This window comes from Longispora fulva (assembly GCF_015751905.1).
GTDB classification, from domain to species: domain Bacteria; phylum Actinomycetota; class Actinomycetes; order Mycobacteriales; family Micromonosporaceae; genus Longispora; species Longispora fulva.
The window spans coordinates 279,905-304,877 of record NZ_JADOUF010000001.1 but is presented as its reverse complement, the minus strand read 5'-3'; the positions used below and the strand labels follow the sequence as shown (position 1 = coordinate 304,877).

Annotated in this window: 26 protein-coding genes; 12 read left to right on the top strand and 14 right to left on the bottom strand. The window is 69.9% G+C overall.

The genetic code is table 11. The annotated features are described in order from the left end of the window. The first annotated feature begins 306 nt into the window (after nucleotides 1-306). Nucleotides 307-1,773, top strand: coding sequence for an MFS transporter (locus IW245_RS01315; RefSeq protein ID WP_197001360.1), 1,467 nt, complete (start codon nucleotides 307-309; stop codon nucleotides 1,771-1,773). Nucleotides 1,774-1,825: 52 nt separating this feature from the next. On the opposite strand, the gene IW245_RS01310 is transcribed toward IW245_RS01315, so the two are convergent. Then, nucleotides 1,826-3,265, bottom strand: a complete 1,440-nt coding sequence (locus IW245_RS01310; RefSeq protein ID WP_197001359.1) for a trypsin-like serine protease — start codon at nucleotides 3,263-3,265, stop codon at nucleotides 1,826-1,828. A gap of 903 nt (nucleotides 3,266-4,168) precedes the next feature. Between IW245_RS01310 and IW245_RS01305 the strand changes: the two genes are divergently transcribed. Further along, the gene (locus IW245_RS01305; protein WP_197001358.1) at nucleotides 4,169-4,684 is read left to right on the top strand and encodes a hypothetical protein; all 516 of its coding nucleotides are present in this window, start codon (nucleotides 4,169-4,171) and stop codon (nucleotides 4,682-4,684) included. Between the two features lie 246 nt (nucleotides 4,685-4,930). Beyond that, a complete protein-coding gene (locus tag IW245_RS01300) occupies nucleotides 4,931-5,269 on the top strand; it encodes a hypothetical protein (RefSeq protein WP_197001357.1) in 339 nt (112 codons plus the stop codon). On the opposite strand, the gene IW245_RS01295 is transcribed toward IW245_RS01300, so the two are convergent. The 4 genes from IW245_RS01295 to IW245_RS01275 all read right to left on the bottom strand — a co-directional run bounded on the left by IW245_RS01295 (nucleotide 5,266) and on the right by IW245_RS01275 (nucleotide 10,734). Then, nucleotides 5,266-6,207 carry a hypothetical protein gene (locus IW245_RS01295; RefSeq protein ID WP_197001356.1) on the bottom strand — a complete coding sequence of 314 codons (942 nt, stop codon included), beginning with the start codon at nucleotides 6,205-6,207 and terminating at the stop codon, nucleotides 5,266-5,268. The genes IW245_RS01300 and IW245_RS01295 overlap by 4 nt on opposite strands. Before the next feature lie 7 nt (nucleotides 6,208-6,214). Beyond that, entirely contained in the window at nucleotides 6,215-6,391 is a 177-nt protein-coding gene (locus IW245_RS01290) for a hypothetical protein (RefSeq protein WP_197001355.1), read from the bottom strand. 295 nt (nucleotides 6,392-6,686) lie between these two features. Continuing rightward, a complete protein-coding gene (locus tag IW245_RS40160; protein ID WP_307788853.1) occupies nucleotides 6,687-8,246 on the bottom strand; it encodes a putative Ig domain-containing protein in 1,560 nt (519 codons plus the stop codon). A 283-nt stretch (nucleotides 8,247-8,529) separates the two neighbouring features. Continuing rightward, the gene (locus IW245_RS01275) at nucleotides 8,530-10,734 is read right to left on the bottom strand and encodes a S8 family peptidase (RefSeq protein WP_197001354.1); all 2,205 of its coding nucleotides are present in this window, start codon (nucleotides 10,732-10,734) and stop codon (nucleotides 8,530-8,532) included. Between the two features lie 154 nt (nucleotides 10,735-10,888). Between IW245_RS01275 and IW245_RS01270 the strand changes: the two genes are divergently transcribed. Next, the gene (locus IW245_RS01270; RefSeq protein WP_197001353.1) at nucleotides 10,889-12,688 is read left to right on the top strand and encodes a trypsin-like serine protease; all 1,800 of its coding nucleotides are present in this window, start codon (nucleotides 10,889-10,891) and stop codon (nucleotides 12,686-12,688) included. Nucleotides 12,689-12,946: 258 nt separating this feature from the next. Next, nucleotides 12,947-13,270 (top strand): putative quinol monooxygenase, encoded by a 324-nt coding sequence (locus IW245_RS01265; RefSeq protein ID WP_197001352.1) that lies wholly within the window; start codon nucleotides 12,947-12,949, stop codon nucleotides 13,268-13,270. Nucleotides 13,271-13,480: 210 nt separating this feature from the next. Here IW245_RS01265 and IW245_RS01260 read toward each other — a convergent pair whose 3' ends face one another. Beyond that, nucleotides 13,481-13,861 (bottom strand): low affinity iron permease family protein, encoded by a 381-nt coding sequence (locus IW245_RS01260; RefSeq protein ID WP_197001351.1) that lies wholly within the window; start codon nucleotides 13,859-13,861, stop codon nucleotides 13,481-13,483. A gap of 148 nt (nucleotides 13,862-14,009) precedes the next feature. On the opposite strand from IW245_RS01260, the gene IW245_RS01255 reads away from it, so the two are divergent. After that, nucleotides 14,010-14,300: a hypothetical protein gene (locus IW245_RS01255; RefSeq protein ID WP_197001350.1), complete on the top strand. Its 291-nt coding sequence runs from the start codon at nucleotides 14,010-14,012 to the stop codon at nucleotides 14,298-14,300. Between the two features lie 101 nt (nucleotides 14,301-14,401). Here IW245_RS01255 and IW245_RS01250 read toward each other — a convergent pair whose 3' ends face one another. The 4 genes from IW245_RS01250 to IW245_RS01235 form a co-directional block, all read right to left on the bottom strand. Continuing rightward, complete coding sequence (locus IW245_RS01250; RefSeq protein ID WP_197001349.1) at nucleotides 14,402-14,584, bottom strand: hypothetical protein; 183 nt, start codon at nucleotides 14,582-14,584, stop codon at nucleotides 14,402-14,404. A 42-nt stretch (nucleotides 14,585-14,626) separates the two neighbouring features. Then, nucleotides 14,627-14,851, bottom strand: a complete 225-nt coding sequence (locus IW245_RS40155) for a DUF6458 family protein (RefSeq protein ID WP_372445066.1) — start codon at nucleotides 14,849-14,851, stop codon at nucleotides 14,627-14,629. A 289-nt stretch (nucleotides 14,852-15,140) separates the two neighbouring features. Next, nucleotides 15,141-15,512, bottom strand: coding sequence for a PRC-barrel domain containing protein (locus IW245_RS01240; RefSeq protein ID WP_197001347.1), 372 nt, complete (start codon nucleotides 15,510-15,512; stop codon nucleotides 15,141-15,143). Nucleotides 15,513-15,580: 68 nt separating this feature from the next. After that, the gene (locus IW245_RS01235) at nucleotides 15,581-16,030 is read right to left on the bottom strand and encodes an SRPBCC family protein (RefSeq protein WP_197001346.1); all 450 of its coding nucleotides are present in this window, start codon (nucleotides 16,028-16,030) and stop codon (nucleotides 15,581-15,583) included. Nucleotides 16,031-16,232: 202 nt separating this feature from the next. On the opposite strand from IW245_RS01235, the gene IW245_RS01230 reads away from it, so the two are divergent. Both IW245_RS01230 and IW245_RS01225 read left to right on the top strand, forming a co-directional pair. Beyond that, nucleotides 16,233-16,505 (top strand): GlsB/YeaQ/YmgE family stress response membrane protein, encoded by a 273-nt coding sequence (locus tag IW245_RS01230; RefSeq protein ID WP_197001345.1) that lies wholly within the window; start codon nucleotides 16,233-16,235, stop codon nucleotides 16,503-16,505. Nucleotides 16,506-16,611: 106 nt separating this feature from the next. Continuing rightward, nucleotides 16,612-16,917, top strand: coding sequence for a hypothetical protein (locus IW245_RS01225; RefSeq protein ID WP_197001344.1), 306 nt, complete (start codon nucleotides 16,612-16,614; stop codon nucleotides 16,915-16,917). A 111-nt stretch (nucleotides 16,918-17,028) separates the two neighbouring features. On the opposite strand, the gene IW245_RS01220 is transcribed toward IW245_RS01225, so the two are convergent. Further along, nucleotides 17,029-17,427, bottom strand: coding sequence for a winged helix-turn-helix transcriptional regulator (locus IW245_RS01220; RefSeq protein ID WP_197001343.1), 399 nt, complete (start codon nucleotides 17,425-17,427; stop codon nucleotides 17,029-17,031). 108 nt (nucleotides 17,428-17,535) lie between these two features. Between IW245_RS01220 and IW245_RS01215 the strand changes: the two genes are divergently transcribed. The 3 genes from IW245_RS01215 to IW245_RS01205 all read left to right on the top strand — a co-directional run bounded on the left by IW245_RS01215 (nucleotide 17,536) and on the right by IW245_RS01205 (nucleotide 19,502). Further along, on the top strand, nucleotides 17,536-18,450 hold the full coding sequence (locus IW245_RS01215) for an NADP-dependent oxidoreductase (RefSeq protein WP_197001342.1): 915 nt from the start codon (nucleotides 17,536-17,538) through the stop codon (nucleotides 18,448-18,450). A 114-nt stretch (nucleotides 18,451-18,564) separates the two neighbouring features. After that, on the top strand, nucleotides 18,565-18,942 hold the full coding sequence (locus IW245_RS01210) for a DUF4267 domain-containing protein (protein WP_197001341.1): 378 nt from the start codon (nucleotides 18,565-18,567) through the stop codon (nucleotides 18,940-18,942). Nucleotides 18,943-19,034: 92 nt separating this feature from the next. After that, nucleotides 19,035-19,502 carry an SAM-dependent methyltransferase gene (locus IW245_RS01205; RefSeq protein WP_197001340.1) on the top strand — a complete coding sequence of 156 codons (468 nt, stop codon included), beginning with the start codon at nucleotides 19,035-19,037 and terminating at the stop codon, nucleotides 19,500-19,502. Between the two features lie 93 nt (nucleotides 19,503-19,595). Here IW245_RS01205 and IW245_RS01200 read toward each other — a convergent pair whose 3' ends face one another. Together IW245_RS01200 and IW245_RS01195 are read right to left on the bottom strand one after the other, a co-directional pair. Continuing rightward, on the bottom strand, nucleotides 19,596-19,982 hold the full coding sequence (locus tag IW245_RS01200) for a DoxX family protein (RefSeq protein WP_197001339.1): 387 nt from the start codon (nucleotides 19,980-19,982) through the stop codon (nucleotides 19,596-19,598). A gap of 41 nt (nucleotides 19,983-20,023) precedes the next feature. Then, nucleotides 20,024-20,494, bottom strand: coding sequence for a carboxymuconolactone decarboxylase family protein (locus tag IW245_RS01195; RefSeq protein ID WP_197001338.1), 471 nt, complete (start codon nucleotides 20,492-20,494; stop codon nucleotides 20,024-20,026). Between the two features lie 205 nt (nucleotides 20,495-20,699). Between IW245_RS01195 and sigJ the strand changes: the two genes are divergently transcribed. Beyond that, nucleotides 20,700-21,629: an RNA polymerase sigma factor SigJ gene (gene sigJ, locus IW245_RS01190; protein ID WP_197001337.1), complete on the top strand. Its 930-nt coding sequence runs from the start codon at nucleotides 20,700-20,702 to the stop codon at nucleotides 21,627-21,629. A gap of 118 nt (nucleotides 21,630-21,747) precedes the next feature. Here the strand turns inward: sigJ and IW245_RS01185 are convergent, their stop codons facing one another. Continuing rightward, entirely contained in the window at nucleotides 21,748-24,900 is a 3,153-nt protein-coding gene (locus tag IW245_RS01185) for an AfsR/SARP family transcriptional regulator (protein WP_197001336.1), read from the bottom strand. Between the last annotated feature and the right edge of the window lie 73 nt (nucleotides 24,901-24,973).

Sequence of the window (24,973 nt, the reverse complement as noted above, 5' to 3'; positions counted from 1 at the left end):
CCCCTTGAGGTCCGAGCTGCCCCAGGTGTCGAGATCCGACCAGGTCAAGGGCTTTCCCGGTATCCGGGGGATGGGGCCGAGCCGCAGGTCCCGGCCAGCGCCTCAGCTTGCCGGCATCGTGACGGATGACACCCTGCCGGCCCGCCGATCACTGGTCCGGGTGTCTGCTACGGTGATCTACGTATTTCGGACGCGCGAAAATACGGTTCCCGGTAGTGGTTAGTCCGGGCGGGGCCTTGGAGCCCTCAGCACACCCTGGTGGTCGTGCCCGGTGCGTCCCTCTCTCATCACGAGACTGGGACGGCAATGACTGACATTCACCCCCGTGGCGTTGCCACCCTCGAACAATTCTCTGTGTACCGGTGGCGCTGGCCCGCCCTGGCCGTGCTGCTCGTCGCCGAGGCGATGGACATGCTCGACGCGCTGATCGCCACCATCGCCTCACCGGCCATCCGCGCCGACCTGGGCGGTGGCGCGAGCACGATGCAGTGGCTCGGGGCCGCCTACGCCCTGGCCATGGCGGTCGGGCTCATCACCGGCGGGCGACTGGGCGACATCGCCGGCCGCAGACGCATGTTCCTGATCGGCGCCACCGGGTTCACCGCGGCGTCCCTGGCATGCGCGGTCGCCGACTCCCCCGGCATGCTGATCGGGGCCCGGGGCCTGCAGGGCCTGTTCGGCGCCATCATGATCCCGCAGGGGCTGGGCATCATCAAGGAGATGTTCCACGGCCGCGAACTCGGCCAGGCGTTCGGCATGTTCGGCCCGGTGATGGGTCTGGCCTATGTGGGCGGCCCGGTATTCGCCGGCTGGCTGATCCAGCTCGACCCGCTCGGCGCCGGCTGGCGTACGATCTTCCTGATCAACCTGCCGCTGGGCGTGTGCGCCCTGCTCGGCGGGTGGCGGTTCCTGCCCGAGTCGCGCAGCCCCGACCGGCCCCGCCTCGACCTGGTCGGCGTCGCGCTGGCGTCGCTGGCGGCCCTGCTGGTCGTCTACCCGCTCGTCCAGGGCCGCGAACTGGGCTGGCCCGCCTGGACCTTCGGCTGCCTCGGTGCCGGGATCGCCACGTTCGCACTCTTCGGCTGGTACGAGTCGCGCGTGGCGAAAGCCGGCGGCGACCCGCTGGTCGTGCCGAGCCTGTTCCGCAAACGGGCGTTCGCCGGCGGCCTGGCGATGGGCACGGTCTTCTTCGCCGCCGTCGCCGGCTTCTCCCTGGTCCTGAGCCTGTACCTGCAACTCGGCCTCGCCTACTCCCCGGTTCAGGCCGGCCTGGCGAGCCTGCCCTGGTCGGCGGGGCTGATCCTCGGCTTCGTGGCCCTCCATTTCGCGGAGAAGCGCACCGAGCCTGGGCGCGCGGTGATCCAGTCCGGCACCGTGGTGATGGCCGCCGGCATCGCGGCGTTCATCGCCACCCTGGATGCCGACCCCACCGGCTGGCGGCTCGCCCCGGCGCTGGTCCTCACCGGCCTGGGAATGGGACTCATCATGGGCCCGTTCTTCGGCACCGTGCTGTCCGCCGTCGACCCGCACGAGTCCGGCTCCGCATCGGGCACCCTGACCGCCGTCCAGCAGCTCGGCGCGGCCCTGGGCGTCGCGGTCCTCGGCACCGTGCTCTTCGGATCCCTCGGCGGGGCGGACCACCTCGCGCCGGGAACGCCCGGGGCCTTCACAGGCCCGATGGAGGTCACGCTGTGGGTCGAGGTCGCCCTGCTCGCCGCGACCCTGCTGGCCTCCTGGTTCCTCCCCCGACACGGCCACCCGCAGGAGCATTGACCGCCGCACCGGCGCCGCCCGCTGACTCGGGGGGCGCCGGTGCGTCGTGGGGTCACGCGGTGAGCGTCCAGCCGTTGAGGGCGCCGAAGTTCCAGGCCTTCGTGTCGGTGACGCGCAACGTCCAGGTCCCCGCGATCGGCGCGGACACTCCGGGCACCTGGTAGGTGCCGCCGCTGAAGCTGGCGCACGCGCCGGTCGAGGCGGACTTCACGGGGTACTGGCGGCCGTCGGGTGCGACGAGCACGATCGCCAGTTCCGCGCCGCACCAGTGGCTGGCCTTCACCGTGACGGTCACCGTACTGGCGGCCGATCCGGTGCCGGTGGCCGTGATCGGGCTGTCGACACTGCCGGGGTCGGGGACGAAGTACGTCCTCGTGCTGGTGAACGTGTGGGTGCCCGGCGGGTTGCCGCCGCCCTCGACGGTGAGCGTGTAGGTGGCCGTGTGGCTGGTCGTACCAGAAGCAGAGACCGTGATCGGGTAGGTGCCGCCGGCCGCGGTGGCCGCAACGCTGATCGTCGCCGTCGCGTTCTGGCCCGTGGTTACCGAGGCCGGGTTGAAGGTGACGGTCACCCCAGCCGGCGCGCCCGAGGCCGACAACGCGACGGTCTGTGGCTCCCCGGACACGGTGGTGGTGGCCACGGTCGTCGTGGCCGACGAACCGGGAGCCACCGTGCCGGCGGCCGGGCTCATCGCCAGGGAGAAGTCGCGGGTGGGCGCGCCGTCGAGTTGCTGTCGGATGATCTCGGCGTAGTGGGTGAGCTGGGAGGTGACCTGCGGGCCGGCGCAGTTGGTGTCACCGGACTCGATCAGGCCCACGAGCTTGTACCCGGTGGCCGGGGTGCCGGCGACCACCCCGCCGCCGCTGTCGCCCTTGCACACGCCAAGGGTGTCGTTCTTCGTCGGGCCGAGACACAGCTGCTTGTCGGCGTTGAACTTCCATCCCAGGTCGGTGCACTTGGCGTTCTCGACGATGGGAAGTGTCGCCTTCTGGATGTGCGAGGTGAATGTGGGCGTCGAGGACGTGAAGCCGTAGGTGCTCAACGTCAGGTTGGTCCCCACGGCGTTGGTGGCCGGGTCAGTGGCCACCTGCACGACCGAGGCGCCGACGTTCTTGTCCAGGGTGAGGATCGCGATGTCGTCGCCATCGAGCTTGCCCGAGACGTAGTCCGGGTGCACCCAGTAGCTGGAGATCTTCGCCTCGACGCCGGCCGTGGTGGTCAGGTCGTCGCGGCCGTACATCACCGTCTTGTCCTTGACGTCGCCCAGGGTGGCGTCCAGGCAGTGCGCGGCGGTGAGGACCTTGTTCGGTCGGACCAGCGCGCCGCCGCAGGACACATGCTGCGGATGCGGGCTACCGGGCCGGGTGATGACCACCGTCCACGGGTACTCGGCCGTCGTGGTGTCGGTGCCGCCCTTGACCGCCTGGGCGCCGGCCGCGGGCAGCAGCGCCGCGGCCAGGCCGGCGAGCAGGATGAGGATGATTCTTCGCATGAGGGCCCCTTGGCGTGGTGGGTGGGAACGTCCGCCACGTTATGAACATCGATGGACCGCCGAAACGGAGAATCCCCTTGCTCACAGGTGTCAGAAGCGCACCTCGGGAAATGGCACGGTGAGGGTCCGTTCAGAAGCAGGCCCCGACGCACCCCGCAGGTACTGGTCAAGGGGTTTCCCCCATTCCTGGAGTCATCGCGGGTGGCTAGCGTCCACAGGATGCGTCGACTCCTAGTTCTGCCCTTGATCGCCATGGTCCTCGTCGTCATCGCCGCGTGCGGCCCTGACGCGACACCAGCGGGTCCGTCGACCCCGAAGCCCGGCCCGACCACTCCCGGCGCCCAGGTACAACACCCGGCCTGACCTCGACGAACCGGCGCAGCGGGAAGCCTCGCGTAGGCCGCCTCTGCATACCCCCGAGTAGCAACGAGTTCGTCGTGCCCACCCCGATGTCGTTAACAATTGCGCTTTGTGGGTTTGCAAGGGAGAACTCCGCATCCTTGTGCTCCGTCGGTGTAGAGCATGAAGTGATGCTTCACCGCCGACTGCACAACGAACATGGCTGATCCTGAGCCCCGGCCGGACTCTCTCGCCCACGTACTCAGTGAGGCAATTGCCGCACGTGGCCTGAGCCTGCTCTCCATCGTCGCGCACCTACGCCGGCGAGGGATCTCCACCACCGGACCAACATTGAGCTACTGGAGGGACGGCCGCCGCATACCCAGGAGCCCGCGGTCAGCCGTCATCCTGGTGTGCCTCGAGGATCTGCTGGAACTTCCCACCGGCGCACTCACCCGAGGAATGCTGGAGTCGCTCCGCGAGGACGCGGCAGCCGGGCTTCCGACGATTCCCGGACTCGCTTCCACCATCAGGAAGTTCTGCTCCGGATGGAACTTCCCACTGGTGAGCGTGAACGGACACGGTCATTGCCATGTCGGCCCGGACCGCACCATCCAACGGCTGACCCACCAGCAGACGCTCCGCGCCGCAGCCGACGGTCCGGACCGCCTGATGGTGCTCACGATGACGGACAAGGGAAACCGGGCTCCGCACATCACGCCACTGCGCAACTGCGCCGTGGGCCGCACGCAGCCATTTGGCGCGCGCCGCCGGCTCACCGAGCTGCTGCTCGACGGGGCCCTGTCACGGGGCGAAACTGTCATGGTCGAGTACGAGGTCGTGTGCGACCCGCCCCGGGTGGAGTCCGCGATGACGCACTTCCACCAGAATCCCGTCCCCCAGCAGGTGACCGAGGTCCACTTCGACCCTGCCCTGCGTCCGGCCCGGTGTTGGGAGTTCGTGGCTCCTGCGGGCGGAGTGGTACGCACGCGACCACTGACTCTCGACGCCGACACGGTCGCGGTGTCCCTGACCCGCGACTGTCCCAGAGGGGCGACCGGAGTTCGTTGGGAATGGTGAACAGGGTGCGGATGTACCGGCACTGGATCGGGTGCCGGTCGCCGTACACCCGCGATCTGGAGTGGGAGCACGCCGACGCCGTGGCCGGCTGACCGACCGGGTGACCTGCGCCGGCCGCCTGACACCGGGGGGCGGCGCAGGACTCGCATTGTTGACAATTCACCTTTTTCATTGCTTATTGACCGGCGATGGTGGTCCCTCCACACTCCACATGAGTCTTCTGCGACGCGAGGAAAGGAGCTGCCCGTGGTCGAGCAGGCCGCTGGGGACGGTGCGCCCGAGTGCAACCCGACGGAGGCGGTCGACGGACCGGCCGCCATGTCCCTCGAACAGTTCGACCTCGATGTCGGTGATCCCGCCGTATCGGATTCACGTCCGACATGCCTGCACCTGTGGCCGTTCGGGATGCGCCAGTGGGCGGAGGCATGGCTGCGCGGGGGACTGCATCTGGAGTACCCGTCACACGCACGGTTCCGCGCCGACCGGTCACGCCGGTGCCACGACCCTGTTGACCCGTCGCCACCAACTGGGCCCGACGCTGAGGACGAGCGGCCCGACCGGGCGGACGAACCCTCGGCGGACTAACCCCAGTCCCATTCCGTGCCATAGACGCCGGGATCCGCGTCGAGGAGGACCAGATGCGCCCGCGACGAGGCGTTGAGGTGCAGATCCCGCACGAGGTTCCAGCTGATCCCGTCGGCGGGACGCGACAGGCTCCGGATCCGCCGGGGCCGTGCGGAAGAGGCGAAGCACACCTCCTGGGTGTACATCCGTACCCGGTAGGGCAGTTTGCGTTCGTAGTGGAACGCCAGCGGCGCCGGACGGCCGAAGGTGAGGAGGTGTTCGGTGATCAACGTCTCGCCGCGCATCAGCGGTCGGTCGAACAACAGCTCCGTCGCGAGAAGACCGGACTCTCGATCATGCACCAGGCGGCCCAGGTGACAGTTGCGCAGACCCGTGACAACCGGCGGTGGGCATGCAGGTTCATCGACGCGGTGTACGACGGCGACCCACCGGTCGGGGCCGTCGACGATGGCGCGCAGCACCTGCATGGACCACAGGGAGTGCTCCGTGCGATCGGCGTTCACCAGGACCCGGTCGTGCTGGCTGATTCGGGTCAGGCGGTGGTCCCACCGGGTGTCCACCTGCCCCAGCAGCGACGACACCCTGGCGGGATCCGGCCACAGTCCGCCCTCCGCCAGGATACTGGGCGCATCGGACCGTGTCCGAGGTCCAGGATGACGAACCAGGCTCGACAATGTGCCCGGTGGCAGGGCCAGGACGGACTCCAGGGCCGGTAGCACGGCCCGGGTATGGCGTCGGGACGGCAGTCGCTGACCCGACTGCCAGTAGCTGAGGGTCGCGACGCTGATGCTGATGCCGAGCAGGTCCAGGCGGTGACGCATCCGTTGCAGGCTCAGGTCGGTGGCGCCCACCGCTGTTCGCAACGCGTCGGCGAACGTCTGTGCCACTTCGGCGGAGCCGTCCGAGGACGGGTTCCGGCCAGGGCCGTTGGCGGTCATCGGCTGGTCACGGTCTGGTGACCGCGAGGGTGTAGCCACCCGCGCCGCTGTCGGCCTTGTGCGTTCCGGAGACCGTCGACCGGCGGTAGGTGCCGTTGGGCTGAAACGCCGACGTCGCCGCGCCGGCCAGCAGCGTGACCCCGGTCAGCGGACAGGTGCGGGTACCGAGGGGGGTTCGTGCCATGGCAGATCCTTAGAAGGAGACCGCACCCGACCGGGGCAGCTCATGGGATGGGAGACCCAGCCTCACCCCTCGGCCCCGCCCGGCGAAGCAGAGGAAACCCTTGTCCTGACCGCTTTCCCATCACCGGGGACTGCGGGGAAAGGGCCGGCTCCGGGGAGCGACGTCCCGGAACCGGCCCTTCCTCTCCCCTCACAGGAGGTCTTTGTTCCCGAGCGACCTTCTCGGTGTGGGCGGCGTAGCGGTCGTGGACCGCGGGCCGGGAGTCCGAGCAGACAGAGCTCCCGGCCGGCGGCGACTACCAGCCGGTGACCTGCCAGCTGAACGTGGTGCTCCCCGACGCGCCGCCCGAGTCGGTCGCCGTCACCTTCACCGTGGAGGTGCCGACGCTGGTCGGGGTCCCGGTGATCTGACCGGAGGAACTGATGGCCAGCCCCGCCGGCAGGCCGGTGGCCGTGTAGGTCAGCGGCAGGCCCTTGCTGTCGGTGGCCCGGATCTGGACGGCGAAGGCCTGCCAGCCGGCGAAGCTCCACTGGTTGCCCGGGTTGGTGACGGTGACCGTCGCGCCCGGCGCACCGGTCGGGCTGGCGGTCGGCGAGGCGGTGGGCCGCACGGTCGGGGAAACGGTCGGGGACGCGGTGGGCTTGACCGTGGGCGAGCTGGTCGGCTGCGCGCCGCCCGTGTACAGGGTCAGGTTCCACTTCTGCAGCGCCTCGTTGAGCGGCTGGAAGGTGGTGTCCGGGTCACTTTGTCCGCAGGGGTTGCCGCCGCCGGAGTGCAGGCCGACGGCCTTGGCCGTGCTGCCCGAGCCCATGTAGTACGCGCCGCCGGAGTCACCGGCGTTGGAGCACGCGTTGGTCTGGGTGAGCCCGTCGACGCGCACGGTCGGGTTGCCGTTGGCGTCGACGTACTGGATGGACTTGTTGACCTCGGTGACCGTGCCGCACCGCAGGTGCGTGGTGTTGCCGGAGTGACAGATCGCGTCTCCGACGACCGCGTCGGCACTGCCGTTGACGCTGACCGGCGCCGCGCCCCACGTGTTGACGGCGTTGCTCAGCGTCCAGCCGTTCTGGTTGACGGCGACGACTCCCATGTCGCCCTCGTTGCCGTTGACGCTGCGGCTGCCGCCCGTGTTGGAGGTGCCGAGCTGCTCCCCCTTCGAGCCAGACGAGTTCTTGCCGTAGGCGGCCTGGTTGACGTCGTTCGTGCAGTGCCCGGCGGTGAGGAAGTGCTGGCCACCGGAGGAGTCGGCGGCCGCGAATCCGATCGAGCAGTTCGTCTCGGTGCCCGGCCACCATGGGTCGCCGTTGGTGACCACCCCGGACTGCTGGTGCTGGGCGGAGGTGGTATCCACGACCCGGATCACGTCGCCGAGGGCCTTGAGCCGGCTGACGAACGCCTCGGTGCGTTCCGTGCGGGCGTTTCTGTTGACGGTGACCGTCACGGTGTTCGTGCGCGGATCCACCGCCCAGCCGTTGACCCCGGGCACCCCGGCGGCGAGGTTGCCGATGTTGCCCGCCAGCCCGGCCAGCTCGCCCTGTGAGCGGGTGACGATCTTCGGTACGGCCCCGGCCGCCCGTACCCGGTCGGCGCCGGCGGCGTCGGTGACCGCGACGTTCAGCTTCCCGGTGGCGGGGTCAAACCACGACGCGGAGGTGAACTCCACACCGAGCCTGCCGGCGACCGCGTGTGCCGCGTCCTGCTGGGCGAGCCGGGTGAGGGCCTGCTGCGGGGTGATGCCCAGATCGCGCGACAGCGACGCGACCAGTTCCGGCGACGCCGCGTCGGTGGGCGCGGGGGGTACCGGCGAAGGCGGGCATGATCGCCCCGACGCCGAGCACCGCGAACGCGAGCGCACCGAAAGCGCCCCCCGCAGCCCGCTTCTTGTGTGTGAACGCCACTGTGTGACTCCTTGGTTGCGCGGATGTGTTGCGTGCCGGTGACGTGGATCACTGGCACTGGTGAACGGTAGGCAGCGCGCGCGTGCTCCTGAAACGGAGAAAACCCTTGCTCCGCAGTTCAGCGGCCGGGGGCGCTGTTCGAGAGGCCGGGTCGTCGAGGCGCGCGCGGACAGCATGGGGCCGGACCGCCGATCGCGGGGCCGTGGCGTCCGGGACCACGGCCCCACGCTGTCGGGCGGGCTAGAGGGTCACCGACCACCAGTCGAGGGTGCCCTCGTCGCCGTAGCCGTAGTCGGTCACCCGCAGCTGCCAGGTACCCGTCGCGGGCGAGCTGACGTTCGGCACGGTGAAGGACCGCTCCCCGGTCCACGCGGTGCAGTCCCAGCCCCCGCTGTACTTCAGGGTGTAGAGCTGCCCGCCCGGGGCCACGAGCGTGACGCCCAGGTCCTCGGAGCACGGGTGGGTGATGGCGAGTTTCACCGTCACCGGGTTGGCGGCCTGGCCGGTCGCGGTCGACGACACGGGGCTGAAGATCCGGGTGTTGTCCCGGATCGGGTAGTCGGTGTCGCTGCGGAAGGTGCGTCCGCTGGAGGTGGACACCGTCAGCTGGTACTCGGCGGTGCGGGTCACCGATCCGGACGCCACCACGGTGAGGGCGTACGTCCCGGCCGGCACGGAGGCGCCGACGGTCACGGTGGCTGTGGACGACCCGCCGGTCTGGACGCTGGCCGGGTTGAAGGCGACCCCGATCCCGACCGGGCCGACGCCGCCCATGCTCGCGGTCAGCGCGACCGTCTCAGGGCTGCCGGACACGACGGCCGTGGATACCGAGAACGTGCCCGTGCCGCCGGCCGGCACGGACCCGGACGACGGGTTCAGCGACACCGAGAAGTCGTTCGTCGTCGGCCCGGTTCCGGTCACGGTGAGGCTGTAGGTGGCGGTGTGGGTCGCCGAGCCGGTGCCGGTGACGGTCACCGGGTAGGTGCCCGGCGGGGTGGTGGCCGAGGTGGCGACGGTCAGGGTAGACGAGGCGCCGGGCGTCACCGTGCTCGCGCTGAACGACGCCGTGGCCCCGGACGGCAGGCCCGTGGCCGTCAGGGTGATCGCGGTCGGGGTGCCCGCCACGACCGAGGTGGACACGGTCGCGGTCACCGAGGAGCCGGCATTGACGGTCCCGGAGCCGGGGCTGACGGCCAGGGAGTAGTCGTTCGTCGTGGTGCCGCCGCCGAAGGAGCTGATGTTGAGCACCTTGCTCGGCGAACCGGTGCCGGGCACGTTCTTGATGGTGACGTTCGAGGCGGCGTTGACCAGGGCGGCCTCGACCTGCGCGGGCGTCGCGGTCGGGTTGCCCTGCAGGTAGAGGGCTGCGGCGCCGGCCGCGTGCGGGCACGCCATCGACGTGCCGGACTTCGTGGTCGAGCCGGTGTCGGCTGCGGCGTTGGCGGCGACGATGTTCACTCCGGGCGCGAACAGGTCGACGCACGTGCCCCAGTCGGTGCCGACATCGAAGGAGTCGGTGTTGTCGATCGCGCCGATCGAGATCAGCTTCTTCCGGTTCGACGGCGAGGTCTGGCACGCGTCCTTGGAGTTGTTGCCCGCAGCGACCACCACGGTCACCCCGGAGTCGCTGAGCCGTTCGATCGCGTCGTCGACGGTCGGGTGGGTCAGGTCCGGGTCGCCGGTGCTGAAGTTCGCCACGGCAGGCTTCTTCGCGTTGGCTGTCACCCAGTCGGTGGCCTTGACGACGTCGGCGTCCGTGTTGGACGTGTTGCAGCCCTGGAACTGGCGCACCGGCACCAGGGTTGCCTTCTTCGCTACCCCGTAGAGGGTGCCGCCGGCCGTGCTCGCGACGTGGGTGCCGTGCCCGTTGGAGGGACAGTCCTCGGTGCCGTTGCCGTCGTCGAAGATCGAATGGCCCTCGCTGACCGCGACCCGGCCGCCGAAGTCGGTGTGCGTGGAGCGGATCCCGCCGTCCACGACATAGATCCGCACCCCGGATCCGTCGGCGTTGTAGGTGTACTTCTTGTCCAGCGGCAGGTTCGCCTGGTCGACCCGGTCCAGCCCCCAGTTCGGCGGGTTGTCCTGGGTGACCGGGGCCGCCGAGGCCATGTGGTTGATCCCGTTCGTGGACACGTACTTCACAGCGGGATTGCGCCGGACCTTCGCCAGCGCCTCGTCGGTGAGCGAGGCCGCGAAGCCCCGTAGTGCGACGTTGTAGGTGTACTTGACCCGCGCCTCGCTCGCCGTGAGCCCGAAGGTCGGCAGCGGGTTGTCGGGCACCAGGCCGGCGTTGTCCTTCAGCACCACGATGTACTCGCCGACCACCGACTGTCCCGCGCTCAGCAGCGGGGCCGGCTCGACCGCATCCGTCGCGGCCAGAGCCGGCGCGGCGCCGAACAGGCCGATCACCATTGCGAGGGGGATTGCCCTGATAAGAGGTTTCATGGCCACAAGCTACGGTCTGACCTCCGTACATTTATACAGAACAATCCCTTGTCTTCACCTCGGCGGACGCACGCAGGCACAGCCGTCGAGTGACATGCCCACGACAAGGGATTCCCCGGATTCCCCGGACGGGTGCGTTCACGAGCATGACTTCATGCGAAAACTGACTATGAGGACACTCGCCGCGCTGGCCGTCGCCGTGCTCGCGGTCCTGACCCTGCCGGGTACGGCCGAGGCGATCCGGGGCGGCACCCCGGTATCCGTCGCGGACTATCCCTGGGCGGCGGTGAGCACCCGGCCGGGCAGCGCGCACCCGTACCGCGAGTCGTGTAGCGGGGTGCTGCTGTCGCCGACGCTGTTCATGACGGCCGGGCACTGCACGATGAAGGTGGAGACCTGGGACGTGCGCACCGTGATCGTCGGGCGCACCGACATGGCCACTACCGAGGGGATCGAGGTGAAGCCGGTCGACGCGTGGCTGCACCCTGACTACCCGAACTGCAACGAGGGACTGCAGTGCGGCGACATCGGCATCTGGGTCCTGGCCAAACCCGTCGGCACCTCCTACGTCCAGATCGGCACCGCCGCCGACGAGGCGGTCGGCACCAACTCCACGATGATCAGCTGGGGCCAGATCGGCGGCGGCACCAACTCCACGATCGCCCGCAAGGCCACCTTCCCCGTCACGACCGAGCAGACCTGCAAGGACAAGGGCTACGACTTCAAGACCGGCAAGATCCTGTGCTTCGGCCCCGTGAACGGCGACGTCGGCACCTGCGTGGGTGACAGCGGAGCCGGGTATGTCGTCGGCGCAAAGCTGATCGCCGTGCACTCCGGGGGCGACTCCAACTGCAACGGCCCGCAGATGGGCATGCGGGTGGTCGACCAGGCCGCCAACATCCAGAAAATCATCGACGGGCACGGGGACCAGTCGGGCTGGCGGCACCTGGGCACCGGTACCCCCGCGAATGACTTCTCGGTGTCGACCAGCCCGACCAGCGGCGACGTCGGGCCGGGCCAGGCCGCGAGCGTCACCGTGAACACGGCCACGACCTCCGGAGCCGCCCAGTCCGTCGCCCTGAGCGCATCGGGCCTGCCCAGTGGCGTCACCGCCTCGTTCTCCCCCACCTCGGTGCAGTCCGGCTCCTCGTCGACTCTCACACTCGCGACCAGCGCGAACACCCCGCCGGGGACCTATCCGATCACGGTCACCGGCACGGGATCAGCAACGCACACCGCCACCTACACGCTGCGGGTCACCGGATCCGATCCGGCCGGCGACTTCTCGATCGGCCTCAGCCCGGCCTCGGGCACCGTCGCCGCCGGAGCCTCCACGACCACCACGGTGAACACGGCCACCACCGTCGGAAGCGCGCGGACTGTGAACCTCACCGCCAGCATGGGGGCCGCCGCGCCAGTGGGGATCACCGTCACCCTCAACCCGAACTCCGTGCAGTCGGGGGCCTCGTCGACGATGACCGTCTCGGCCTCCTCGACCACGCCGGCCGGCACCTACCCGATCACCGTCCTCGGCACGGCTGCCAGCGACCCGGCGTTGACCCACGCCGTCGAGTACACCCTTACCGTCACCGGCGGAGCCCCGGCCCGCACCTTCCGCAGCGACACCGACTACCCGATCCGCGACAACCAGCGCCTCTTCAGCCCGGTGACCTCCACGGCCACCGGACAGGCCGCGACCTCGGTCAGCCTGCGGATCGGGCTCAGCCACACCTGCTCGGAGGACCTGGGCATCTCCCTCGTCGCGCCGGGCGGGCAGGTGTACACCGTGAAGTTCTCCGGCAGCGGCAACTACCCGTGCACGCCGTGGAACGGGGAGCGGACGTTCACCGCCACCGGGGTCGCCTCGGCCGCTTCCGGGACCTGGCAGCTGCGGGTCACCGATTACGGCCCCGGCGACCAGGGCACCCTTGACTACTGGTCGCTGACCCTGTAACTCCTCGTGCTCCCATCTGGCCCGGCCCCGCTACCCGGGGGCCGGGCCAGAGTTTCATGCGCGCGGGTGTCGTCAGCGACCCCGTCACAGCGAGAGAGCCCACGGAACGGCCACCTGTGGGTACATATGGGATCCGTCCCAGGATGCGGCCGGATGCGAATGCAGCCCTGGTTCGTTGGCCATCGTCATCGACCGCCGGCGCCGACCACTTGTGAAAACGCCGGATCGGCGCCGCAGTCCGGGCGTAGCGTCGAAGGCATGATGTACGCGCTGTTGAACAAGCTGACCGCCAAGCCTGGGCACCGCGACGAGGTGCTGGAACTGCTCGTCGCGTCGGGCAGGCTGCTGCGCGACAACCCGGCGTGCCTGCTGTACCTGGTGTCCGCCTCCGTCGCCGAGCCCGAGGTGATCTGGGTACAGGACCTGTGGATCGGCCGCGAGGAGCACGAGGCGTTCCTGAACCGGCCCGAGCTGCGCCCGTTCATCGACCGGACGGTACCACTGCTCGCCGGCATGCCGGAACAGATGGAACTCCGCTCCGTGCGCGGCGTCGGAGCGTCGCTGCCACCCGAACTGCGCTGACACCGACCGAGGCGTCACGGCCGCTGCCCGGCGCGAGCGCCCTGCCACCTCCCTCATACAGCGGATCGCTGACGCTACGTCTCACGACTCCCCCAGTCGCGACGACCACCGCCGCCGTGATCGTCGACCCCGCCGCGTCCACCAGCCCCTGGGCTATCACCGACAATCGGCTACGCGCCCTGGTCCTGCCGCCGGGCCGGTCGCGCCCGGTCATGCGCTTTCTTTGTCTTCCAGCCCGACGGCGTCGCGGAGCTCTTCGAGGTCGTGCTGCAACTGCGGGGCGGTGTGGGCCTGGGACGCCATCAGGTCGGCCAGGGCGTCGGCGATGGCGTTGAGTTTGTCCTGCACGGCCCGATCGGAGCGCGACTGGGTGTTCTGCAGCAGCGCGACCAGCAGGAACGTGATGATCGTGGTGGCCGTGTTGATGATCAGCTGCCAGGTGTCGAGGGTGCCGATCAGGAAGTATGACGGCGCCCAGATCAGCACGAGCAGGACACAGATGACGAAGAACCACGCCTTGGACGCGAAGGTGGCGGCTTTGGTGGCGAACCGGTCGAACACCCCGACTTGCGGGGTGACGTCGGAAGGCATGTGGGCCGGGTGGGAGCCCACGCTGGACGGGGCGGCTGACTGGTCATGCATTCGAAATACCCGCACCTGGCCTCGGGAAAACGGCCGCCTCACGGCGAGCGGGCCCGCACGGGCGTGAAGGCCCGCCCAAGTGGGATCGTAATCGACGGTGTCCATACCGGACCGGGTGTGCTCGGCGTCATCTGCATGGTCGCGCCCGGACAGGCTGCTCGTCGGACTGACCGGCGGCGCGCTCCTCGGCCTCGTCGGGGTACTGATGGCGGTACCGGTCGCAGCCGCGGACAAGGTCGTCTACGACGACCACCGCGACCGCGCACACCTCCTGGACGTCGACGACCAACCCGACGACGAGAAGACCCCGCCGGACTCCCTGGTACGACGTGCGACGGATCGTGCGGCGGCTACGACCAGGTCCAGGAGAACCACAGCTGGGGAGTAACGCGGTCGGCAGGCCACCGGCTCATCAGCCGAGGGCTGACCCACCCCGGACGGAGAAGTACCCGCACCTGACCGCCGGTTACGGCGGCGGTCAGGTGCGGGTCAGGACTCAGGTCCGCCGTCGCCGACGATCGGCGGCTGGCTGTCATCGCGGCGCATCTGGCCGTCACGGCGGTCCTGCTCGTCCCGGGCGGCCTCGGTCTCATCGGCCGGCTCGGGTTCCACCCCCAGCGGGTCGGTTTCTGACGGCTCAGGAGCCGTCCCTGTACTACTCGGCACCGTCATAGTGCCCTCCCCACGTCATCGGCGTCTCGCGTTCGAACACGCCTACAGCGGCGGCCCCGCCGGGTCGTCGTAGTCGCGGCGCTCCGTGACGACGGCGGTCGTGCGGCGGCGGCTCCAGAACGCGAAGAAGAAGATCAATCCCGCCGCTCCCGCGGCCATCAGAATCCAGCCGATGACCCGGATGTCGATCCCGACAACCTGGAAGTCCACGGCGAACGCGAGAATCGCGCCCACCGCGATAAGGAAAATGCCAGCTCCAATACCCATGACAGATCGATACCCAGCACCGAGACGAGCGAAACGACCAGCGATTGGACCCGGAGGCCGGTGACCTGGTACCTGTCCGAATACAGCCGCCCAGGGGTCGATTGGCAGGTGCAGACGGTGGCATTGGACGCGACCGTGACTTCCCGGGCTCGACCCGATACGACGGCTGGCTGCAATCCCAGGACACTTTCCTCGCGACGACGCCCCGTGAACCATCCCGGCGGTCGATGGCTCGATGCCAGCGGAGCCCACCCGAGTATCGGGCGGGCTCCAATGGCATTGACATGACCTACATCGGCGGCATGCCGCCGTAGTAGCCGCCCAGGTCGTCGCGGTAGGCGACACTATCCCGGCCGGCCGGGTCATACGCCGGGGCGCTCTTGATCTGCTCCCTGGTCCGAAGGACGTACACCGTCTCCCCCGCGGTGTCCACGCGCTGGATCACACCGGCGGGCAGCAGCACCTTCGAGCCGAAAATCCACGGGCCGGTGTCCACGACCACGTAACTGCCGTCGACAGCGTGCGTCGCCTCGTCGATCTTGCCGATGCCGCCGTCGATGGCCTCGACGTGAAAACCCGTCAGATCGTTGGTACCCGTGTACCCGGAATCCGGGCCGTAGTTCCACGCGTCGAAGCCGGAGTTCGGACTCATGCTCGTCATGATTCTCCCTTGTCGACGTCTATCGGTTGATCACCGGTGTACCCGCCCGGCGACGGGGCGACACCCGGCTAGCTGATCTTTCCGCGCCAGCCGCCGGACTCTGAGCCACGTGCCTCCAGGAACTCCTTGAACCGCTCGAGGTCCCCGCGCACCCGCCGGGTGATCAGTCCGAGCGCGTCGCCGACCTTCTCCGTGATCCCCTCGGGTTCCATGTTGATGCGCGCCGTCACACTGGTGCGGTCGGCGCTCTGCGGCTCGAAGGTGATCAGACCCGCGTGGCGGGGACCGCTGACGGAGGCCCACGCCACCCGCTCGTCGGGGACCTGCTCGATGATCATGGCGTCGAACTCCCGCTCCACACCACCGATGTTGATCTTCCAGTGGGTACGATCGTCGGCCTGCTGGACGATGGAGTCGACGCCCTCCATGAACTGGGGGAAATCCTCGAACTGCGTCCACTGGTTGTACACGGCCCGCACGGGCGCGTCGACCTCGATCGTCTCGGTCACGACACTCACGACGTTCTCCTCTCGGTCGGGTTCCACCACCGCTTACCCGCAACCGCCGGTCGCCACACCGGCCACCGAGTCATGGACGCGAGGCGTGTCCTGTCCTCACAGACGTTTGCGGTCCCGTCCGGCGGGTATCGACCTGTCACAGCACGACACGTCAGCGCCCGTGCGGCAGCAGACGTCCGAATCGACTACCAAGGAGATCCACGTGACTGTTGCCGGCATCATCTCCGCACTCATCGTCGGTCTGATCATCGGTGCCCTGGGCCGCCTCGTCCTGCCCGGGAAACAGAACATTCCGATCTGGGTCACCATCATCGTCGGAATCCTCGCCGCCCTCATCGGCACCGCGATCGCCCGCGGCCTGGGCGTGGCCACCACGCCCGGGGTCGACTGGATCGAGATCGCCATCCAGGTCGCCCTCGCGGCCGTCGGCGTCGCCATCGCCGCCGGCGTCAGCGGACGGCGAGCCCTGCGATAGCCGAAGCGCCCGGCCACTCGCACAACGGTCCGCCAACCTTCGCCGGCGTACCGTGCGCCATCGCAGTCACCCTGCCCGGAAAGGGCACCTCGATGAGGGAGAAGTCATGCGCGACGCTCAGGCCTCGATCACAGTCACACCGATGGATCCGTTGACGGCGCCGGCTCAGGCCGCCGACCCCAACGCCGACACCGCCGATGCCACCAGCGCGGCCAAGCATGTCACCGTGGCGGTGGCCGACCGGCTGCGAGCGTGGGCTCCGCAGGCACGCGCGGTGGCCGCCGACAACCGCGTCCGCGCCGCCGCCGGTGCGGCTGTCGCCCTGCTGATCGTCGCGATCAAGGTCCGGCGTGGACGCGACAACCGCCGGATCGACAAACGCGTCGCCGCCTACTTGAAGAAGATGCGCTGACCGACGGCCGCCACACGACCTGGTCGGGCCGGGCGGTGGCGGCGTCCTTCCGGTCGCCGGGCTTGCGTTCCAACAGGTGTGCCGGAGCGGGTGGTCAAGACCCGCTGGATTTCATGTTCGCGTGTCGAACTGGGTCCGGGCCTGAAAGACGCGGTCCATGTGTGTCTCCGCCCAGGTCTTGATCGCGACCATGACCGGGAACAGGTCGTGGCCGAGCGGGGTGAGCTGGTAGTCGACGCGTGCGGGTACTGACGTGGTCACGGTGCGGGTGAGCAGACCATCGCGTTCCATTGTGCGCAGGGTCTGGGTGAGCATCTTCTGGCTGACGCCGGCGATGCGGCGGGCGAGTTCGCTGTGTCGCTGCGGGCCGCCGGCGAGCGCCGGGATCAGCAGCGCCACCCACTTGTCGGTGAGCGTGCTCAGCAGTTCCCGGGTCGGGCAGCCAGCCAGAAACGCGTCATAGTCGCGTTTGGCCTGCTCACGTCGCTGTCCGGCGGTCGTCGTCGCCATGTCTACCCCCTTGCCGGTGCCATAGGCACTTCGAGGTGCCTACTTTCTCACAGTGCCCGAGGCTGCCTAACGTCATGGTGATCTTGACGTTCACAGGAGGGTACGGCGATGCGCGCAGTCAGCTATGCACGGTTCGGTGGGCCGGAGGTTCTGCGGGTGGTGACGGACCTGCCGGTGCCCCAGCCGGGACCGGGTCAGGTGCGGGTACGGGTCGCCGCGTCCGTCGTACACCCGGTGGATCTCATGGTTCGCGCCGGTCGGTTCCCGGCGCCACTGCCGACCGGGCTGCCGTACGTTCCCGGTTGGGACGTGGTCGGCACGGTCGACGCCGTGGGTGCGTCCGTCGGAGATCTCACGGTGGATGACGACGTCATCGGCTTCTCACCCTGGCTGCGCACCACGGTCGGCGCCCACGCGGAGTTTGTCGTCCTCGATGCCGCGTGGCTGACCGCCGCGCCCGTCGGCGTCTCCGCCAGCGAGGCCGCGACCCTGCCGACCAATGGCCTCGCCGCAGCCCAGGCCCTCGACCTGCTCGCGCTCCCAGAAGGGTCATCCGTGCTCGTCACCGGTGCCGCTGGACAGGTCGGCGGGTTCACCCTCGCACTGGCCCGGCACGCCGGACTGCACGCCACAGGAGTAGCGGGGGTCGGCGACCGCGATTTCGTCGAGTCGCAGGGCGCGACGTTCGTGCCACGCTCGGACGATCCGCTAGCGGCGGCGGCCAGCTTCGACGCGGTCGTCGACCTCGCGGTGATCGGCCCTTCGCTGATGGACCTGGTCAGGGACGGCGGTGGCTACGTGGCCGCCTCACCCCCGCTGCGCCCGGAGCCGACGAGGGGAATCCGCACGTTCGCACTGAACGTGCTGCCCGACAGCACCCGGCTGGGCGAACTGGTGACGTTGGTGGAAAGCGGAGTCATCCCACTGCGGGTCGCCGGTGTCTACCCCTTCACCGACGCTACAGCGGCCCACAACCTGCTGGCCCAAGGCGGAGTGCGCGGAGGCGTCGTGATCGTTCCCTAGCCCGCCGCACCGGATCACCGCCCCACGACGCGGTCACGTGCCGTGGACAAGGAACGGTGCCAGTAGCCACCAGCTCTTCCTCACCACATCCGCTTCGCTTCTTCAGGGACAACCATGCTCATCACCGTCGCCAACGTACTCGCCGGACTGATCGGCGTAGCCGTCATCCTCATGGGCGCGAACGCCCTCCGGGCACCGCAGGCCGCAGCCGGCTTCGGCATCCCCGACACGCCGACCGCAGACCGCACCTTCCAGGCCTGGCTGGCAGTCAAGGCCGTCCGCGACATCGCCGCAGGACTCCTCATCCTCGTCCTGCTGGCGGGAGGAACACCCCACCTACTCGGCTCGGGCATGCTGGCCGCCGCCGTCATTCCCGTCGGCGACGCACTGATCGTATTGCGCAGCGACGGACCCAAGGCGACCGCCTACGGCGTGCACGCTGCCACCGCCCTGGTGATGCTGGTGATCAGCGCGCTCCTGTTCGCCGGATAGCCAATTGCCGGCAGTACAGCCCTCCCGTGCCGGTCACAGCGTGGTCGGGGACGGCGACGATGGTTCAACACCCCCAAGACATGGATGGAATCATGCTCAGCTTCGACATCACCCCGATAGGTACCGTCCAGAACGCGAGGACGGACATTCAGCGCACGGACAACTGGGGCGCCGTCCGCAGCACGATCACCGTTGACGAGCGCTTCGGTGAAGCGTGCCTCCAAGGTCTGGAGGGCTTCTCTCACGTGGAGATCCTCTTCGTTTTCGACCAGTTCCCCGACCACGGGGACTACCGCGAGCCCCGTCCCAACCGCGGGCGCCCCGACCTCCCACCCGTCGGCGTGTTCGCCGGACGCGGCCCTCGACGACCCAACCGCATCGGGGTGACGTCCTGTGCCATCGAATCCGTCCACGGCCGCGAACTGACGGTGGTAGGCCTCGACGCGGTCTCCGGCACCCCGGTCATCGACCTGAAGCCAGTGATGGCGGAGTTCCTGCCAGAAAACGTCCAGCAGCCGGAATGGGTCAGCCGCCTGATGTCGGCGTACTTCCAACCGTAATACCTCGGACGGGGTCGGCGGGCCGATGAGCGGTGGGCGGTGGTGGCGCGATGCGGGTTCTGGCTCCGCTAGACCGGCGCCGCCGCTCCCGGGTCAGGTGAGGAAGGATTCGGGGCCGAAGCGGCCCCAGGCCACGAAGGCCGCCAGGGCGAGGTAGGCCAGGTCCACCATCATGAGCTTGGTCTCGTGCCGCCGGGCGCGGGTGATCGCCGCACCGGTCATCATCAGCACCAGGCCGAGGGCGGCGAGCGGCACCAGGATCGGCGCGATGTCGAGGAGCGCCGGCAGGACCAGGCCGACCGCGGCCGCGACCTCAAGGGCTCCGATGGCCTTCACCCCGGCGGCGCTGAAGTGTTCGACCCATCTGGCGCTGGCCCCGCTGGCGGCGATCTTCTCCTTCGGCATGATCAGCTTGAAGCCACCGCCGAGCAGGTAGGCGGCGGCGAGGAGTCCGGTGACGATCCACAGAGCGATGTTCACGGTACTGTCCTTACGTAATCGAGGGTGGCGATCAGGGTGTGTCAGTGCTGGCCGGGCTGGTAGCCGCCGGCGGGCTGCCTGATGATGACGTTTCCCCGGTTGAAGGCGTTGATGAGCGCGATCTGGGTCACCAGGTCGGCGAGCTGGTCGTCGTCGTAGTGCCGGGCGGCGTTCGCCCAGACCTCGTCCGGGACACCGCCGGCCGCGTCGGCGATCCGGGTGCCCTGCTCGGTCAGCTCCAGTGCGGCGCGTTCGGCCTCGGTGAACACGGTGGCCTCCCGCCAGACCGCGACCAGGTGAAGGCGCACCTGGGACTCCCCGGCCGCTGTGGCGTCCTTGGTGTGCATGTCGACGCACCCGGCGCAGCCGTTGATCTGGCTCGCGCGCAGCATCACCAGTTCCCGCGTCGAGGCCGGCACCGTCGAGTCCGCCAGCGCCCGGTGCGCGGCGATGATGTGCTTCATGGCCTTGGCGGCGACCGGGCTGGCCATGACGTTCAGACGAGCGTTCATCGGGTACTCCTGGATCGTTGTTCGCTGTTGCCCTCTTAAGACAGGGCCCCCCGGCGAGCTGTGACGAAGTGTGGCGTGCGTCTCCCCCAGGCTCAGGCGACCGCAGTCCGACCGGCCACCCGCTGGACGCCGCGTGGATCTTCGGGTGATCATGCTGAGGCCGTGAACCCGACCGGGTGCCGCGGTAGGCGAGCGGGGAGGTGCCGTGCCGGGATCAGCGGACGTGACGGACGCGGCGGGCTACCGGCCGCTGCTGTTCTCCATCGCCTACGGGGTGACCGGATCGGTGGGCGACGCCGAGGACATCGTGCAGGACGCGTTCCTCGGCCTGACCCGGGCGCACCAGGCGGGTACCACGATCGCCGCCCCGAAGGCGTACCTCGCCACGGCGGTGACCAGACTCGGCATCAACCACCTGACCTCGGCACGGGTCCGGCGCGAGACCTACGTGGGCAGCTGGCTGCCCGAGCCGGTCGTCGTGACCACCGACCGACCGGGGCCGGCCGAGCACGCCGAGCTGGCCGACTCGCTGTCGATGGCGTTCCTCGTGCTCCTGGAGGCGCTGTCCCCGATCGAGCGGGCGGTGTTCGTGCTCCGCGAGGTGTTCGCGTACGACTACCCGGACCTGGCCCAGGCCACCGGCAAATCCGAGGCCAACTGCCGGCAGATCTTCGCCCGGGCCAGACGGCGCATCGCCGCCGACGGCAGGGGCACCGACAGCGCGCCAGCCCCGGCGCGGCGGGCGGAGGGCGCGGAACTCGCCCGCAGGTTCTTCGAAGCCGCCGACGGCGGCGACCTGGACGGCCTACTCGCCATGCTCGCCCCTGACGTGGTGTTCACCGGCGACGGCGGCGGCAAGGCGCGGGCGACCAGACACCCGGTGGCCGAGCCGCACCGCGTCGGACAACTGTTCGTCGGCGGGATCCGCCGCGTCCGACTGCTCGGCGCCACGCTACGCCCAGCCTGGGTCAACGGCCGCCCGGGCGCCGTCACCTACGACCCCGACGGCCGGGTGGTCAGCGTCGTCGAGCTCCACATCGCAGACGGCGCGATCCGCGCGATCCACTCCGTGTCCAACCCCGACAAACTCAGCCACCTCGGCCTGGTGTCCGACATGGCGCGCCTGGCAGAGTAAGAGACCCTGGCTGCGACAGCGAGTCAGGAGGCTCGGCTGTACGGAGCGGCGATTGCGGGTCGCGGAGTTCGACGCGATTCGCCTCCCCCTGTCCCCGGCCGTCGCACCGGGCTCCGGGTCAGGCGGTGGTCCCTTCGTGGGCTGTGGCCCTGGCGAGTGCCTGCCGGGCTCGGTGCTCCCCCCGCCGGTAGCCGCTGTCGTGGTGGATCGCGGCAGCTCGTCCGGCTGTCGTCGCGGCTTGCCGGGCCTCGCCGAGGGCCAGGTGCGCTGCGGCGGCCGCGATCAGCGCGTCGCCTTCTTGCGCGGTGCTCCCCGAGTGCCGGGAGAGCGTCAACGCCCGGTAGGCGTGTCCGAGGGCGCCGGTGGCGTCGCCCTCCCGCAGGACGACCAGGGCCAGCGCCGTTGCGATGTCCGTCTCTACCGGACGTTGGATACCGGCGGTGAGTGTCTGGGCTGTGTCCAGGTCGCGGCGGGCGGCTGCGGTGTCGCCCTTCTCGTAGTGCACCATCGCGCGGGCGTGCAGGGTACTCGGTTCGCGCGACGTGCCGCCGTTCTCCCGGGCCAGGTGCACGCCGAGTTCGGCGTGCCGGGCCGCTTCGGTCTGGTCGCCGCTGCTGAGGTAGGTCAGGGCGAGCTCCGCGTGGACGCTGGCCAGCTCGATTCTGGTGCCCAGCTCCTGATGGATGTCGGCGGCGGCGTGCAGTGCCGCGAGAGCCTCCTCGGTGTGGCCGAGCCGGTCGTGCACCAAGCCCAGCAGGTGCAGGGCGAGCCCCTCCTCTGACCGGGACTGCCGCTGCCTGGTGAGCTCCAGCGCGGCGGTCGCGTGCCCGATGGCCTCGTGGAACCGGCCCACCGCGAGCAGGATCCGGCCAAGATTGTGTCGGGCGAGTGTCTCGCCGTGCTGGTTGTGCAGCTGGCCGAACAGCGTGATCACCCGCTGGAGGCGCTCGATCGCCTCGCCGAGTCGCCCTGCGGCGAAGTCGGTCGCGGAGAGATTGTTGAGGGTGTTGGCCTCTGCGCGGATGTTGCCGGAGAGCCGGTGCAGTTCGACGGCGCGCAGGTAGTGGGCTGTCGCGGCGGCCGCGGCGCCCCGCTGGTCGTGGTAGGTGCCCATGGCCTGGGTGATCAGGCCCTCGACGCCGGTCTCGGCGTGCTCGCGGGCCGCGTCGGCGGTCAGGGTGAGCGTGTCCAGCCAGAGCGTGCCGCCGTTGTTGTACAGGAAGTACCCGCGGAGCGCGTCGGTCAGGCACCAGCCGAGCCTCGCCTCGCCACCGCCGACCGCGTCGGCCACGGCGAACAGCACGTTGACGTGCTCGCGGTCCAGCCAGTCGAGCGCGGCCTGCTGGTCGGCGAAGGCAACGGGTGGGCCGGCCAGCGCCGGCATGGCCACCCGGAGCGCATGGGGGAACAGCAGGGTGCACGCCGCGTCGGTGGTCGACAGGTACGTCGACAGCAGCCGGTGCCGGGTGGCCGCGAGTGTCCCGGGCGGGTCCTCGGCGGCGGCGCGGTCGGTCGCGTACAGCCGCAGCAGGTCATGCAGCCGGTAGCGGCGCGGGCGGTACTCCTCCACGAGGTGTGCCGACGCGAGGGCGCCCAGCAAGGTGGTCGGGTCGGCGTGATCGCCGTCCACGAGCGCGGCGGCGATGTCCGCGGTCGTGTCCGGGCCGGTGCACAGCGACAGCCGGCGGAACATGGCCTGCTCGGTCGGCTCCAGTGCGGCGTAGGAAAGGGCGAACGCGGCCCCGACGGCTGTTTCGGGATCGTCCGCGAAGGACAGTGCGGCCAGCCGGTCGCCCCGGCCGAGTTCGGTGGCCACCTCTCGGATGCCGAGCCGGGTGGCGGCCAGGTTGGCCGCGACGATCCGCAGGGCCAGTGGCAGGTGACCGCAGAGCGCGGCGAGTTCGGTGGCGGCGTCCGGGTCGGCGAGCAGCCGGTCGCGTCCGGCGATGGCGGCGAGCAGTTCGTGGGACTCTGCGGCCGACAGCATGCTCAGGGCGACTGTCCGGGCTCCGTCCCTGGCGGTGAGTCCGCCGAGTCGGCGGCGGCTGGTGACCACGACGACACAGCCGTCGCCGCCCGGCAGCAGGGGCCGCACCTGGTCGGGGGTCGCCGCGTTGTCCAGCACCACGAGCAGGCGGCGACCGGCCACTATGGATCGATACAGCTGGGTGAGTTCGTCGGCGCTGTCCGGCATGCCAGCCGGGGGCACGCCGAGCGCGCGGAGAAACTGCCGCAGGATCTCCGTCGGGGGCACCGGCGGGTGCCGGGCGTCGAAGCCGCGCAGGTCGGCGTAGAGCTGGCCGTCGGCGAACGCCGTCCGGTTCCGGTGCGCCCAGTGCACGACGAACGCGGTCTTGCCGACGCCGGCGGGCCCGGTCACGGCGACGATGACCACTCCGGGGGTACGTCCGGCCGCCAGCTCGTCGAGCGCGGCCAGTTCGGCGACCCGTCCGGTGAAGCCCGACGCCTCGTGCGGCAACTGGGCGGGGACGGGTGCGGACGGGGCGGCTGGGGCCGGCCGCTCGGCGGGCGGCTCGGGTTCGGCCCCGAGGGCTTCGCGGTGCGCGCGGCGCAGGTTGGCGCCCGGCTCCACGCCGAGCTCGTCGATGAGGATGGTGCGGGCGGCCTGGTACTCGGCGAGCGCCTCGGCCCGCCTGCCCGCCTGGTGCAGGGCAGTGACGAGCAGGACCCGGAACTGTTCGCGGAACGGGTGCGCGGCGGTGAGTTCGCGCAGCTCGCCGATGGCCTGACCACCCCGGCCGAGGGCGAGGTCGACGACGATCCTGCGCTCGAGGGTGTCGAGGTGCCACTCGGCCCACCAAGCCGCGTCCTCCCTGCGGAGCAGGTCGGAGTCGACGTCGACGAGGGCCCGGCCCCGCCACAGTGCCAGTGTCGACCGTAGCCGGTCGGCCTCGGTGGCCAGGTCACCGGCAGCTGCGGCCCGCTCGGCCTCGGCACGCAGTCGGCGGGCGGCGGCGGTGTCGACGGTGTCGGGGTCGACGTCGAGGAGGTAGCCGGGTGACCGGGTCACGAGCACGTGGGCGTGCGGGCCGAGCAGCTTGCGGAGCCGGAGAGCCAGACTCTGCAGCACACTGCGGGCGGAGGGCGGCGGGGACTCGCCCCAGATGACGGCGACGAGGTCGTCGACGGGAACCACGGAGCCGGCCCGCAGCGCCAGGGCTGCGAGCATGGCCCGTTGTCGGGACGACGTCACAGGGATCACCTGCTCGCCGTCGCGTACCTCCAGCGGGCCGAGCAGGCGGAACTCCATGCCGGCCTCCTGGTACCGAGCGGCGCCGGTGTCAGGTTCGCGACAGCCGGCCCGGTCGAAGGTACCCGAAGAC

Bases quoted from the DNA above. Each gene is read 5' to 3' on its own strand.
- IW245_RS01260 (WP_197001351.1), bottom strand. From the start codon at position 13,861: ATGCCTTCCGACGTCACCCCGCAAGTCGGGGTGTTCGACCGGTTCGCC.
- IW245_RS01270 (WP_197001353.1), top strand. From the start codon at position 10,889: ATGCGAAAACTGACTATGAGGACACTCGCCGCGCTGGCCGTCGCCGTG.
- IW245_RS01275 (WP_197001354.1), bottom strand. From the start codon at position 10,734: ATGAAACCTCTTATCAGGGCAATCCCCCTCGCAATGGTGATCGGCCTG.
- IW245_RS01240 (WP_197001347.1), bottom strand. From the start codon at position 15,512: ATGACGAGCATGAGTCCGAACTCCGGCTTCGACGCGTGGAACTACGGC.
- IW245_RS01205 (WP_197001340.1), top strand. From the start codon at position 19,035: ATGCTCAGCTTCGACATCACCCCGATAGGTACCGTCCAGAACGCGAGG.
- IW245_RS40155 (WP_372445066.1), bottom strand. From the start codon at position 14,851: ATGGGTATTGGAGCTGGCATTTTCCTTATCGCGGTGGGCGCGATTCTC.
- IW245_RS01310 (WP_197001359.1), bottom strand. From the start codon at position 3,265: ATGCGAAGAATCATCCTCATCCTGCTCGCCGGCCTGGCCGCGGCGCTG.
- IW245_RS01290 (WP_197001355.1), bottom strand. From the start codon at position 6,391: ATGGCACGAACCCCCCTCGGTACCCGCACCTGTCCGCTGACCGGGGTC.
- IW245_RS01225 (WP_197001344.1), top strand. From the start codon at position 16,612: ATGCGCGACGCTCAGGCCTCGATCACAGTCACACCGATGGATCCGTTG.
- IW245_RS01215 (WP_197001342.1), top strand. From the start codon at position 17,536: ATGCGCGCAGTCAGCTATGCACGGTTCGGTGGGCCGGAGGTTCTGCGG.
- IW245_RS01295 (WP_197001356.1), bottom strand. From the start codon at position 6,207: ATGACCGCCAACGGCCCTGGCCGGAACCCGTCCTCGGACGGCTCCGCC.
- IW245_RS01185 (WP_197001336.1), bottom strand. From the start codon at position 24,900: ATGGAGTTCCGCCTGCTCGGCCCGCTGGAGGTACGCGACGGCGAGCAG.
- IW245_RS01220 (WP_197001343.1), bottom strand. From the start codon at position 17,427: ATGGCGACGACGACCGCCGGACAGCGACGTGAGCAGGCCAAACGCGAC.
- IW245_RS01265 (WP_197001352.1), top strand. From the start codon at position 12,947: ATGATGTACGCGCTGTTGAACAAGCTGACCGCCAAGCCTGGGCACCGC.
- IW245_RS01315 (WP_197001360.1), top strand. From the start codon at position 307: ATGACTGACATTCACCCCCGTGGCGTTGCCACCCTCGAACAATTCTCT.
- IW245_RS01250 (WP_197001349.1), bottom strand. From the start codon at position 14,584: ATGACGGTGCCGAGTAGTACAGGGACGGCTCCTGAGCCGTCAGAAACC.
- IW245_RS01195 (WP_197001338.1), bottom strand. From the start codon at position 20,494: ATGAACGCTCGTCTGAACGTCATGGCCAGCCCGGTCGCCGCCAAGGCC.
- IW245_RS01210 (WP_197001341.1), top strand. From the start codon at position 18,565: ATGCTCATCACCGTCGCCAACGTACTCGCCGGACTGATCGGCGTAGCC.